At 70.3% G+C, this 12,371-nt stretch carries 13 protein-coding genes; 5 read left to right on the top strand and 8 right to left on the bottom strand.

The genetic code is table 11. The features are described from left to right. Positions 1 to 206 precede the first annotated feature (206 nt). Positions 207 to 2,162, bottom strand: coding sequence for an acetate--CoA ligase (acs, locus tag PC39_RS11820; protein WP_353253597.1), 1,956 nt, complete (start codon positions 2,160 to 2,162; stop codon positions 207 to 209). A gap of 186 nt (positions 2,163 to 2,348) precedes the next feature. Here acs and PC39_RS11825 point away from each other — a divergent pair, with 186 nt between their 5' ends. The 5 genes from PC39_RS11825 to PC39_RS11845 all read left to right on the top strand — a co-directional run bounded on the left by PC39_RS11825 (position 2,349) and on the right by PC39_RS11845 (position 5,446). Then, entirely contained in the window at positions 2,349 to 3,050 is a 702-nt protein-coding gene (locus PC39_RS11825; RefSeq protein ID WP_353253598.1) for a MotA/TolQ/ExbB proton channel family protein, read from the top strand. After that, positions 3,040 to 3,438, top strand: a complete 399-nt coding sequence (locus PC39_RS11830) for an ExbD/TolR family protein (RefSeq protein WP_353253599.1) — start codon at positions 3,040 to 3,042, stop codon at positions 3,436 to 3,438. Before PC39_RS11825 ends, PC39_RS11830 begins: the two co-directional genes overlap by 11 nt. 3 nt (positions 3,439 to 3,441) lie before the next feature. Continuing rightward, positions 3,442 to 3,852 (top strand): ExbD/TolR family protein, encoded by a 411-nt coding sequence (locus tag PC39_RS11835; RefSeq protein ID WP_353253600.1) that lies wholly within the window; start codon positions 3,442 to 3,444, stop codon positions 3,850 to 3,852. Beyond that, complete coding sequence (locus PC39_RS11840) at positions 3,849 to 4,592, top strand: energy transducer TonB (protein ID WP_353253601.1); 744 nt, start codon at positions 3,849 to 3,851, stop codon at positions 4,590 to 4,592. Before PC39_RS11835 ends, PC39_RS11840 begins: the two co-directional genes overlap by 4 nt. A 77-nt stretch (positions 4,593 to 4,669) precedes the next feature. Continuing rightward, positions 4,670 to 5,446, top strand: coding sequence for a ferredoxin--NADP reductase (locus PC39_RS11845; protein ID WP_353253602.1), 777 nt, complete (start codon positions 4,670 to 4,672; stop codon positions 5,444 to 5,446). Between the two features lie 17 nt (positions 5,447 to 5,463). Here the strand turns inward: PC39_RS11845 and PC39_RS11850 are convergent, their stop codons facing one another. The 7 genes from PC39_RS11850 to PC39_RS11880 form a co-directional block, all read right to left on the bottom strand. Beyond that, complete coding sequence (locus PC39_RS11850; RefSeq protein ID WP_353253603.1) at positions 5,464 to 5,973, bottom strand: CC0125/CC1285 family lipoprotein; 510 nt, start codon at positions 5,971 to 5,973, stop codon at positions 5,464 to 5,466. A gap of 69 nt (positions 5,974 to 6,042) precedes the next feature. Beyond that, positions 6,043 to 6,540: a hypothetical protein gene (locus tag PC39_RS11855; protein ID WP_353253604.1), complete on the bottom strand. Its 498-nt coding sequence runs from the start codon at positions 6,538 to 6,540 to the stop codon at positions 6,043 to 6,045. Beyond that, positions 6,537 to 7,643: a DUF1513 domain-containing protein gene (locus tag PC39_RS11860; protein WP_353253605.1), complete on the bottom strand. Its 1,107-nt coding sequence runs from the start codon at positions 7,641 to 7,643 to the stop codon at positions 6,537 to 6,539. Before PC39_RS11860 ends, PC39_RS11855 begins: the two co-directional genes overlap by 4 nt. A 183-nt stretch (positions 7,644 to 7,826) precedes the next feature. After that, a complete protein-coding gene (locus tag PC39_RS11865; protein WP_353253606.1) occupies positions 7,827 to 8,906 on the bottom strand; it encodes an imelysin family protein in 1,080 nt (359 codons plus the stop codon). Continuing rightward, complete coding sequence (locus PC39_RS11870; protein ID WP_502950879.1) at positions 8,903 to 10,312, bottom strand: di-heme oxidoreductase family protein; 1,410 nt, start codon at positions 10,310 to 10,312, stop codon at positions 8,903 to 8,905. Before PC39_RS11870 ends, PC39_RS11865 begins: the two co-directional genes overlap by 4 nt. A 2-nt stretch (positions 10,313 to 10,314) precedes the next feature. Beyond that, positions 10,315 to 11,616, bottom strand: coding sequence for an imelysin family protein (locus PC39_RS11875; RefSeq protein ID WP_353253607.1), 1,302 nt, complete (start codon positions 11,614 to 11,616; stop codon positions 10,315 to 10,317). Between the two features lie 77 nt (positions 11,617 to 11,693). Next, on the bottom strand, positions 11,694 to 12,326 hold the full coding sequence (locus tag PC39_RS11880) for a rhomboid family intramembrane serine protease (protein WP_353253608.1): 633 nt from the start codon (positions 12,324 to 12,326) through the stop codon (positions 11,694 to 11,696). Positions 12,327 to 12,371 lie beyond the last annotated feature (45 nt).

Below are 12,371 nucleotides of genomic sequence, written 5' to 3' on the forward strand. Positions count from 1 at the left end.
ATACCGCAGCGGACTGGCTTACAGAAGGAAAGCGCGCAGGGAAGGCCGCCTAAGACAGTCAACCACAGAGACACAGAGCGCACAGAGAAAATGAAGCGCGCGCAGGACGCGATGGCCAGAAGGAAAAATTGAATGCTTCCTGCGGCCCTTCAGGTTATTTAACTCTTAACACTCTGTGTTCTCTGTGCCTCTGTGGTTGATGATTTTCAATGCCCGGACGTCTGGAGCTGCTCCAGGATCTGCGGGTTCTCCAGGGTGGAGGTGTCCTGGGTGATCTCCTCGCCGCGGGCCACCGAGCGCAGCAGCCGGCGCATGATCTTGCCGGAGCGGGTCTTGGGCAGGCCGTCCGCGAAGCGGATCTCCTCCGGCTTGGCGATGGCGCCGAGTTGCTCGGCGACCCAGCCGCGCAGTTCCTCGGCAAGCCCCTCGGCCCCGCTGTCGCCCTTGAGGATGACGAAGGCGATGATCGCCTCGCCCTTGACCTCGTGCGGCCGGGAGACGACCGCCGCCTCGGCGACCGCGCTGTGCGCCACCAGGGCCGACTCCACCTCCATGGTGCCCAGCCGGTGACCGGAGACGTTCACGACGTCGTCGATGCGGCCGAGGATGCGGAAATAGCCCTCGTCGTCGCGCTCGGCGGCGTCGCCGGCGACGTAGACACGATCGCCGAACTTGCCGAAATAGGTCTGCTTGTAGCGGTCCGGATCGCCCCAGATGGTCCGCAGCATGGAGGGCCACGGCTCCTTGATCACCAAGTAGCCGCCCTTGTCCGACTCGGTCACGCTCTCGCCCGACTCGTCGACGATGTCGGCGGCGATGCCCGGCAGCGCGTGCGTGCAGGAGCCCGGCTTGGTGGCGGTCACGCCCGGGATCGGCGCGATCATCTGAGCGCCGGTCTCGGTCTGCCACCAGGTATCCACGATCGGGCAGCGCTCCTTGCCGATCACCCGGTGGTACCACATCCAGGCCTCGGGATTGATGGGCTCGCCCACGGTGCCGAGCAGGCGCAGCGAATCCAGGCTGTGCCGCTCCGGCAGTTCCTCGCCCAGCTTCATCAGGGCCCGGATGGCGGTGGGGGCGGTATAGAACACGCTCACCTTGTGCTCATCCACCATCTTCCAGAAGCGGTCGCCCTCGGGATAGGTCGGCACGCCCTCGAACACCACCTGGGTGGCGCCGATCGCGGTGGGGCCGTAGGTGATGTAGGTGTGGCCGGTGATCCAGCCGACGTCGGCCGTGCACCAGTGGACGTCGTTCTCCTGCAGGTCCATCACCCACTTGTTGGTGACGATGCTGCCCAGGAGATAGCCGGCGGACGAGTGCTGGATGCCCTTGGGCTTGCCGGTGGAGCCGGAGGTATAGAGGATGAACAGCGGGTGCTCGGCCTCCACCCATTCCGGCTCGCAATCGTCGCCCTGGCCGGCCTCGGCGTCGGTCCACCAGATATCGCGGCCGTCCTGCATCCGGACGTCGAGGCCGCCGCGCTTGTGCACGATCACGGTCTCGATGGAATCGCAGCCGTCGGCCAGCGCCTTGTCCGCGACCTCCTTGAGGGGCACGGCCTTGCCGCCGCGGTAGTTGCCGTCGGCGGTGATCAGCATGCGCGCCTGGGCGTCCTCGATCCGGTCCTTCAGCGACGGCGCGGAAAAGCCGCCGAACACCACCGAGTGGATCGCGCCGATACGCGCGCAGGCCAGCATCGCGACCACGGCGTGGGGGCCGTTGGGCATGTAGATGACCACGCGGTCGCCCTTGCCGATGCCCTTGGCCTTGAGGGCGTTGGCGAAACGGCAGACCCGCGCGTGCAACTCGCGGTAACTGATGTGCTCGACGTCGCCCTCGTCGCCCTCGAAGATCAGCGCGGTCTTGTCGCCGCGGGTCTCCAGGTGCCGGTCCAGGCAGTTGTAGGCGACGTTGAGCTTGCCGTCCGCGAACCACTTGAAGAACGGCGCCTCGCTGTCGTCCAGGGCCTGCGTGAACGGCTCGTGCCAGTCGATCTCCTCGCGCGCGAGATCCGCCCAGAAGCCGACATGGTCGGCCGCCGCCTTGTCCCGCAGCGCCTTCAGATCCTCGGGCTTGAGGCGGGCGCCGGCGGTGAAGGCGGACGGGGGCGGGAAGCTGCGGTTCTCGCGCAGGACGGATTCGATGCTGTCTTGCGCCATCTCTTCTCCTCCGGTTATCTCGATATGCACGCCAGGATAGTCAATGCCGGGCACTGCGTCATCCGACGAAAGTCGTAGTCGCGCGTCCGGCGGATCGATGATCTTGCCAGCTTAATGCCAATCATTCGCATTCAGGGACGGGCTGCGGCATAATGGCCGGCCACTCGTCAGCAAGCGGACACCGTTATGAATGCCCAGGCCCTGCCCTCCTTCGACCTGTTCGCGGCAGGCGAACTGCTCGCGCTCGGAGGCCCGGTCGTCGGCGTCCTGGCGATCCTGTCGGTATTCGCCCTGGCGATCGTCCTGCTCAAGTGCTGGCAATTCCACAGCGTGCGGATCGGCGACCGCGACTTCGTCGAGCCGACCCTGGACGCCTGGCGCGCCGGCCGCACCGACGAGGCGCTGGCCGAACTCGCGCGCCGGCACAACCCCATCGCGGCGACCCTGAGCGTGGTCCTGCGCGGGCGCCGCGCGGGCATCGCCGAGACCACGGTCCGCGAGGAGGCCGCGCGCGTGGGCGCGCTGCATCTCGCCGAGCTGCGCGGTTACCTGCGGCCCCTGGAGCTGATCGGCACCCTGTCGCCGCTGCTCGGCCTGCTCGGCACCGTCCTGGGCATGATCGAGGCCTTCCGGGCGCTGGAGAGCGCCGGCAACCGGGTCGATCCGGCGATCCTGTCGGGCGGCATCTGGGAAGCCCTGCTCACCACCGCCATCGGCCTGATCGTGGCGATCCCCGCGGTGGCCGCATTCAACTGGCTGGAGCGGCGCATCGAGCGCCTGCACCAGGACATGCAGGACGCCGTGACCCGGGCGTTCACCGTCGAGGCCTTCGGCCCGCAGGAAACGGTGTCGAGCGAACCCGCCGGGGTCGCCGCCCATGCACATTGACATCCCGGCACGCCGCCGCGCCGTGATCGGGCTCACGCCCCTGATCGACGTGGTCTTCATCCTGCTGGTGTTCTTCATGCTGGCCTCCAGTTTCCTGGACTGGCGCGCCATCGATCTCGCCACCGGTACCGGCGACGCCGACCCGGACTCGCCGCCGCCCGCGGTGGTGCGCGTGGACGCGGCCGGCGGCCTGCATTACGAGGGTCGGGCGCTGGCGCCGGAAACGCTCGCCGAACGCCTGCGGGCGCGACTCGCCGCGGGCGATGTGTCGTCGGTGGTGGTCCGGCCCGGGGCCGGTGTGGACCTGGCCACCGCCATCGACGCCCTGGACACGCTGACCGGGGCCGGCGTCGAGGCGCTGGCCCTCGGCCGCGGCGGGGACGGCTGAGCCATGTACCTGCCGCAGCCACGCCAGCGCCAGGGTATCGAGGAAAACATCCTGCCCATGATCAACGTGGTGTTCCTGCTGCTGATCTTCTTCATGATCGCCGGCGCCATGTACAAGCAGGACGCCTTCGCGGTGGATCCGCCCGCCACCCGCCATGCCGCCGAGGGCGAGCCCGTCGCGATGGTGGTGGCGGTGGCCGCCGACGGCCGCCTGTCGCTCGACGGCGATCTGGTCGACGAGCCGGCCCTGCTGGCGCGGGTGCGCGAGTGGCACCGGGCGCACCCGGACGAGATCCTGCGCATCAAGGCCGACGGGCGGCTGCCGGCGGACGATCTGATGGCACTGCTGGAGCGACTGCGCGGCACCGGCGTGCCCGAGGTCCGCCTGCTGACGCTGCACGAGCCCGGACGGTGAGGATCGGTGCCCGACACTGGCTGGCGGCCCTGCTGGTCGCCGGTATCGTGCACGGCGCGCTTTTCGTGCGCTATCAGGGTGTCGCCGAGCCGGCCGCCCAGGACCCCGGGGCACGGGCGGTGCGGATCGCGCTGGCGCCGGTCACGGCGGAGAATCCCGAACCCGAGGCCGAGCCCACGAAGGAGCCGGATCCCCGACCCGAACCCGAACCGGAGCCAGAACCAGAGCCGGAACCCGAACCTCAGCCGGAGCCGGAACCCGAACCCCGGCCGGAACCGGAACCCGAGCCCGAACCGGACCCCGAACCGACCCCGACCCCGAGCCCGGTGCCCGACCCCGAGCCCGCGCCGTCGCCGCCACCGCCCGAGAGCGAGCGGGCGTCGTCCCCGCCACCGCCGGCCGAAAGGGTCGCGGAGCATGTCGAGAAGGGGTCGACCGGCGGCCTGGCGAAGGCGCCGCCGGATTACCACAGCCGCCTGCGGGCATGGCTGGAGCGCAACAAGGAATACCCCCGGCGCGCCAAACGGCTGGGCCAGGAAGGCACGGTCACCCTGCACTTCGTGATCGACCGCGAGGGTCACGTGCTGGAATGGGAGATTCGGGAGTCTTCGGGCTACCGCCTGCTGGACGACGCCGTCGCTGAAATGATCCAGCGCGCCGACCCGGTACCGGCCGTGCCGGCGGAGGTCCGGGGGGACCGGTTCCCCTTCCTGATCCCCTTCGAGTTCAGGCTCCGCTGATATAATGCCCGCACGTACCGCCATGCTCCGCGCCCGCCGGCGCCGGGGCATTCGCCCATCCCGACCGTCGACGACGCATGAGTAACCTGCGACGAGAGCGCGTGCTCTCCGTACATCACTGGAACGACAGCCTGTTCAGCTTCACCACCACGCGTGATCCGGGCCTACGCTTCGAAAGCGGCCAGTTCATCATGGTGGGACTGATGGTCGACGGCAAACCGCTGATGCGCGCGTATTCCTTCGCCAGCGCGGCCTGGCAGGAGGAGTTGGAGTTCTTCAGCATCAAGGTGCCGGACGGCCCGCTGACCTCGCGTCTGCAGCACCTGGAGGTCGGGGACGAGGTCCTGCTGAGCAACAAGCCGACCGGCACGCTGCTCATCAGCGACCTGCGGCCGGGGCCGCGCCTTTACCTGCTGGGCACCGGCACCGGTCTGGCGCCGTTCCTGTCGATCATCAAGGATCCCGAGACCTACGAACGGTTCGAGCGGGTGATCGTCGCCCACGGCGTGCGTCACGTCGACGATCTCGCCTATCGCGACTACATCGAGAACGAGTTGCCCAATCACGAATTGCTGGGCGACATCGTGTCGCGGCAACTGCTGTATTACCCGAGCGTCACCCGCGAGCCGTTCCGCAACGAGGGGCGGCTGACGGACGCGATCGCCTCCGGTCGGATGCAGGAAACCCTGGGGCTGCCCGCGTTCGGCCCCGAGGAGGACCGGGTCATGCTCTGCGGCAGCCCGGGCATGCTGGCCGATTTCCGGCGCATGCTGGACGAGCGCGGTTTCCGCGCCTCCAAGCGGATCGGCGATATCGGCGACTACGTCTTCGAACGGGCCTTCGTCGAGCACTGACGCCCCGCGCACGCGCGTCAGTCGTCCTCGGACGGTCGCTTGATCCGGCTCTCCAGCTTCGCCTTGAGTTCGCGGGCATCGTAGATGTCGGCGCGGCCCTCGGCCGGACCGATGTCGGGGCCGACCATGATCTCCGCCACCGAACGGTAGCGGTTGTCGGCACGGGCGTTGGTGACACCCACGCTGGTGCCGAAGAAGGGATCGCCCCAGAAACCGCCGACGCCCAGGCCGCTGTTGATGCCGCTGTAATCGGTCACCGCCTCGGTGTCCCGCGAGACCAGCCGGAAGTAGTCGTAGCCGGCGTCGAGGGCGACCTCGGCGGCACGGTAGAGCACGTAGGTCTCCACCGTCTCGCGCGGCGTGTTGCTGTTACCGGCGAAACTGACGCGGTAGCGATCCGATGTCAGGCCGATGTCGCGATACCCGAAGTCCTCGGCCCCGGGAGCGGCCCGATAGGGCGTGCTGGTCGCGCACCCTGCCAGGAACAGGGCGGCGAGCAACGCCGAGAGCGCGATCTTCCAATGCATGGGACTCACCTCCCGTATCCGCGTCTGGCGGTACGTGTGTCTGTTTGGACCACCACGCGGCGCCGATGTTCAAGGCCCGGCGCCGCGGGCGTCCGGTCTCAGATCGGTACGCCGGCCGTCGAGATGGAGATGCACCGTCTCGATACCCGACACCCGCCGGGCCGTGTGCCGGATCTGGATCGCGGCGCGGGGATCGTCGCAGGTGCCCCGCAGGCCCGTGAGCGTGCCGGTCAGGTACACGTGCACGGCGTTCCCCTCATGGTCGACCCGCGCCAGCCGGAGTGTATCGCGCGTGCGCGCCAGGAAATGGCGGTGGCCGCGCACGCGCTCCGCCCGAAGGGCGAACAGCCGTTCCAGCGCCGCGGTCACGGGCGGTTCTCCGGCCGGTACCCGGAACGTCTCGTAGACCACCGTATCGCAGCCGGCATCCGGCTCGGCATCCGCGACGGGCGTCTCCAGGAAAGCGAGCTCGACCAGCCGGGTATCGTCGGGCGCCCGGTCGTTGCCGTCGCAGCCGGCGGCCAGGAGCGCGAGCGCGAGTGGCGCCGCGACCCGCCGCACCGTCATCCCAGGCGCCCGACCAGATGGTTGTCCCAGTGGCGGCGCTCGGCGGTGATCACGCGGCGCGCCCGGCCGTCCGGCGCCAATCGCGCGAGCTGGCCCGTGCCGGTGGTGATCATGAAGCCCTCGCCGTCCGGCGCCAGGTTGGCGCCGCCGGGATCGCGCAACCGCCTGGCACCCCGGAACTCGGCCCGGTCGGCGTCCCAGAAGGTGACGAGATCGCCGCGCGGGCAGGTCACGGCCGCCGTGCCGCTGGCGGCGTGGATGCAGATGCTGGCGGTGTAGCCCCGCATGCCGCGCTGTTCGGCCAGCGGCGCCAGGGCGGTTTGAAGGGTGTCGCCGCGGCGGTGAAAACCCACCAGCGGCACCCGGTCGGTGACCGGGCCCTGATACTGCATCGCCACGCCCACGCGGGCGTCGCGCGTGACCCAGAGATGGCGCACGGAGAGCTGGTGGTGCGGCGGTCGCACCCGCTCCAGGAGCGTGCCGTCCTCGCGGTCCAGGTAGACCAGCGACGGCTGCATGGTATCGAGGTTCAAGGCCTCGCGCGGGCTGTCGGGATGGGTCCGGATACCGCCGTTGGCGACCACCAGGGTGCGGCCGTCGGGCAGGAGCCGGACATCGTGGGGGCCGATGCCGTGGCTGGGCAGCTCGGCGATGCGGCGGTCGGCGGCCATGTCGTACACCCCGATCGCACCGCGCGCGTTGTCGTAGTCGTTCTCGCTGGCATAGAGCAGCCGTCCGTCCGGCGAGAACGCGCCGTGACCGTAGAAATGCCGGCCCGGCGCCGCCTCCCTGGTCCGCGCGATGCCGCCCGCGGCGAGATCGAGCTGCCAGGCCGCGCGGCCCGGCCGGCGCGCGAAGAACATCGCCGAGGTACCGTCGGGTGCCACCGCCACGCTGTGGGCGCGATCCTCGACCGGGGCCCGTGCCAGCTCGCGGCCGTCCGCGGCCAGGGCCGCGATGTAGTGCCGCCCGGCGCCGTCGTCCACCGCGGAGAAAAACACGGCCCGGGCGTCCCCGCCCGCGGCCCGACGCCAGAGCCAGGGGACCGCCGCGCCGGCGGCCACCGCGCCCATGCCCAGGATCGTCCCTCGTCTCGTTATCATCACGGCCTCCTGAATTACCCAAAGCCCGCCGTGATGGGCGGGCCTTCGCAGACTGACGAGGCTCGCAGCAAACCTCGTGACGCGCCTGGAGCACTCGTCGTAGCAGCGCTACGGCGAGCGTGAAGGCCCGGCGAGGCGCCGCGAGAGGCCGTCAGATGCGTAGGACCACCCATCCCGGCAGGTTCAATCACCGTCGTTGAAGTTGAAGCCCAAGGGCACATCCAATTGCTTGGGCAAACGCTCACCGAGGAGGTCGCCCAGCTCGCGTGTGGCGGTCAGCAGCTCGCGGTAACCATCCAGACCCTCTCGCTTTTGCAGTGCCTGGTAGAACGGCGTCTCCAGACTGCCCGCCAGGGATTCGGCCCGCGCCAGCGCGGCCAGGGTCTCATCGGCCAGGGCCCGCCCGGCCTCGCCGTGGCGCGTCCGCAGCAGGGCCGCGATGCCGCCGCGGCCGTCGGCGGTGAACAGGGTCTCGATGCCGGCCAGGTTGTCACGGATGTTGGCCAGGGAACGGCCGGAACGCCGCGACTCCACCCGCAGCGGCTGCGGCTCGCCCTCGCTGCGGGCGCCCAGCGGCCAGGCCAGCTTGCTGGCGTTCATGTCCTGGACGGTCTCGGCGAGGCTGCCGACCACGGCGGCCAGGGCGGCTTCCGCGTCGGCGAATACCGCTTCCTCGCCGTACTCGGTCAGTGCCGTCGCGTAGCCGCCGCCCTCGGGCGACCAGGCCCGCGCCAGCTCCGCGGTCGTGGCGGCGACGGCGGCGGTGACCGCCCGCAGCATCGCGCAACGTCGGACCTCGGACTCGAAGGCCGGCAAGGCGTCGCCGTCGTCGGGATACAGCAGATACTCGACGGCGGGGAGGCCCTGGACCGCGACCGACCCGGCGCTCACGCGGTCGGCATCGATCGCGCCGTCACCGTCGATCAGGGCCCGCGTCTGGGAGGCCACCAGGTCGCGCGGGTCCGGCCAGAACTGCATGCGGTAGTCACGGCTGGCCTGCCGGACGGGACCGAAACGCACCGGCTGGACCCGCATCCAGGCCGCCATGGTCGCATCCCAGGCTTCGCGGGCGGCCCTCAGGCCTTGCCTGTCGGGCGCCTCGCAGAAGCCGCCGGCGGCCGATTGCAGACTGTCCGCGGCGGCCGCCAGGGCCCGGTAATCGGCGACGATGGTCGCGGCCGTGTCCGACAGCGCGGTCACGCGCGGATTCTGGCCGCAGCCGGCCAGGACCGCCGCGGCGCACAACAGCAGGACGGCCCTCACAGCGACCTCAGGAACGCCATCAGGGCCTCGCGCTCGTTCTCGCTCATGTCTTTCACCTCGTCGCGTGCGGCGGCCGCCTCGCCGCCGTGCCAGAGCACCGCCTCCAGCAGGTCGCGGGCGCGACCGTCGTGCAGGAAACCGGCCTCCGGGGACACGGTCTTGGCCAGACCGACGCCCCAGAGCGGCGGCGTCCGCCATTCCCGTCCGCCGGCCTCGAACTCCGGCCGATGGTCGGCCAGCCCCTCGCCCATGTCGTGCAGCAGGAGATCGGTATAGGGATAGATGGTCTGCCCGGAAAGATAGGGCGCATCCGGGTCGTGACCGGTCGTGTGTCGGGGGGTGTGACAGCCCCCGCAGCCGCTGGCCATGAACAGGCGCCGCCCCTCGCGCACCCGCGGGTCGTCCATGTCGCGGCGGGCCGGGACCGCCAGGTGGCGCGAGTAGAACACGACCTCGTCCATGATCTCGGCGGAAACCTCGGGTTCGCCGCCGTTCGGGGCCTCGGCGCAGGCGGTCTGCGCGGCGGTGCAGTTGGCGGTCGGGAAACGCTGCGAGGTCAGGCCGATGTCGCCCACGAAGGCGGCCGCCGCCTGCTGGCGCACCGTGGGCTGGCCGGCCTTCCAGCCGAAACGGCCGAGCGCGGCGCGGTCGGCGGCGAAATCCCAGACCGTGTTGGCCCGGCCCGAGATACCGTCGCCGTCGGCATCGCCGGGATCGGCGGCGGCACGGATATCGGCCTCGGGGATCAGCCCGAGCAGGCCTAGACCGATCATGGGCGGCGCCACCCGCGCGGACGTCATCAGATCGTCGCCCGGCTCGCCGTAGCCCGGCCCGGCGATGCGCAGACGCGGCTCGCGCAGCTCGACCCCCGTGCCGTCCGCCAAGGTCACGGTGCGGGTGTCGTACCGGACCTCGACCCGACCCTCGGCGGGCACGCCGGGAATACCGCGGTCCTGGAGCTGGCCGCCGTAGACCGGATGCGGCACGGCGCCGAACTTGCCCACCATCTCGGCGTCGGCCTCGGTGGCCGGCACCGAGAGCCGCACCAGCATGGACAGGGCGTCGTCCTCCGGCCCGCGCGGGGCGTGGCCGCGCCCGTCCTTGATGTGGCAACCCTGGCAGGTGTTGGTGTTGTAGAGCGGCCCCAGACCGTCACGCGCCGCGGTGCTGGCCGGCGCGATCACCCACGGCTGCTTGAAGAAGGCGTTGCCGACGAAGAACCGGTCGCGCTCGGCGACCGGGATGTTCGCGGCCGGCAGCGAATAGGCCTCGCGGTCCGCGCGGAAAACCGTGGTCTCGCCGCCCGGGCGCGCCGGATCGCCACCGGCATCCGTGTCGCCCGACTGGCCGCAGGCCGCCAGACTGGCGGCCAGGACGGCGGCGGCGATGCGAAACGGGGCCCGCAAGATCAGAACGGGTGTCCGGCCGTTTCCGGGCGCAGCTCGCCGAGACCCAGTGCCTGCGCGGCCCGCTGGGTCGCCTCCGCCACGCCGACCAGTGCGTCGATGGCGGCGCGGATGCGCCGGTTGCCGGCCTGGTTGCCCGGCGCGATCATCTGGTCGAAGCGTTCACCCTCGCGACCCGCCTCGTAGATGGCGCGCAGGCGCTCGCCGGCGTCCGTCATCGCCCCGTCGACGGACGCGGCCGCCTCGGCACTGCGGGCGCGCAGCAGACCGGCGATCGCGGGACCGGTCAGCTCGTTGCCTTCGATGCCCCGGTAGTGGCCGCGGTAGACATTCCGGATGCCCACGAAATTGTAGTAGTGGGAGGCATGGGTGTTGTCCGAGAAGCAGTCGTGCTCGTCCTCGGTGGAATTCGCGATCAGGGCCACGCGCATGCGCTCGCCCGCCAGCTCGCCCAGGGCCAGGCTGCCCATGCCGAACAGGATCCGCCGCAGCGCCTCCTCCGCCGGCAACGCGAGGAACTCGGCGCGGTAATTGTCACCCTCGGCCGGGGCCCACTGTCCGGTCATGTATTCGAGATCCCGGACCAGCAGGTCCATGGCCGCCCGCAGGTACGCCGCGCGTCGGCGGCAATGCGCCACGGGGGCCTCGCGCTTGCCGTCGGTGCAGACGCCGGCCTCGGCGACGTAATCGGTATACGGGCGCTCGCCGGCACCGGGCCCGGTACCGTTGAGGTCCTGCCCCCAGAGCAGGAACTCGATCGCGTGATAACCGGTGGCGACGTTGGCCTCCGAGCCGCCGATCTCGTTCAGGCGCGCCAGCAACTCGGGCGTCAGCGAGGAGACATCCACGGCTTCGCCGCCGACCTGGATCTCGCGGCTCGCGATCAGGTTCGCGCGGGCCGCCGGATTGCCCTGCTCGTGCACATAGTCCGGGGCGACGTAATCGATCAGGCCCTCGTCCAGCGGCCAGGCGTTGACCTGGCCTTCCCAGGCGTCCACCGGCGGATTGCCGAAGCGGAACACCTCGCTCTGCATGTACGGAACCCGGGCCGCGCGCCAGGCCTCGCGGGCCGCATGCAGGGACTCGGGACCGGGCTCGTCGAGGAAGGCACGCACCCGCTCGCGCAGGGTGCGCGCCGCGGCGAGGCTGTCCCCGTAGACCGCGTGCGCCATGTCGGCGTAGTGCGCCGCCACCGCCTCGGGCGCCGGGCCGTCCGCCTCGCCGCGCGGCCCCACCCACCAGAGCAGGACACAGAGGGCGAGAACCAGCAGGGCGACGAGACTGAAACGGCTGAGGCGGGACATGAAGGACTCCGGAATGCGGGGCTGCGATTTTATTAAGAATGATTATTATTCACAAGCTGCCGCGAGCGATGCCGCATTCAGAACCTGCCGGGCGGGCGGCGGTTACGCCAATAGGTGATCATGCCGAAGCCGAAGGCCATGCCGCCCAGGTGGGCGAAGTGCGCCACCCCCGCCTGGGTACCGGTCACGCCGAAGAACAGCTCCAGGGCGCCGTAGCCGATCACCAGCCATTTCGCGGTCATGGGGATGGGCGGGAACAACAGCATCACGCGGGCGTTGGGGAACATCATGCCGAACGCCAGCAGGATGCCGAACAGCCCGCCGGAGGCCCCGACGGTGGGCACCGCCTCGCCCGGGTTCATGAGTTGCAGGGTCACGAGCTGGGTAATGCCCGCGCCCACGACGCAGACCAGGTAGTACACCAGGAACCGCTGCTGGCCCCAGACCTGCTCGACCACGCGCCCGAACATCCAGAGCCCGAACATGTTGAAGAACAGGTGCCCGAAACCGCCGTGCAGGAACCCGTACGTCAGCAACTGCCACACCTGGAAGGCCGGGGCGCCGTAGCCGCCGTCCAGGGGCCACAAGGCGAAGTTGATGAGCATCGACTCCATCGCATACATCTGCGCGAGGAACCCGAGACCGTTGGCGATCAGCAGCCACTTGATCATGGGCGGTATGGCGGTGACGGCGAAGGGGTCCTGGCGCATGACGACGGTGACGACGGTATGGCGGCGTGAGCATACCGCATCGCG

Origin of the sequence: Salinisphaera sp. PC39 (assembly GCF_040361335.1) — a bacterium.
Taxonomy (GTDB): domain Bacteria; phylum Pseudomonadota; class Gammaproteobacteria; order Nevskiales; family Salinisphaeraceae; genus APNM01.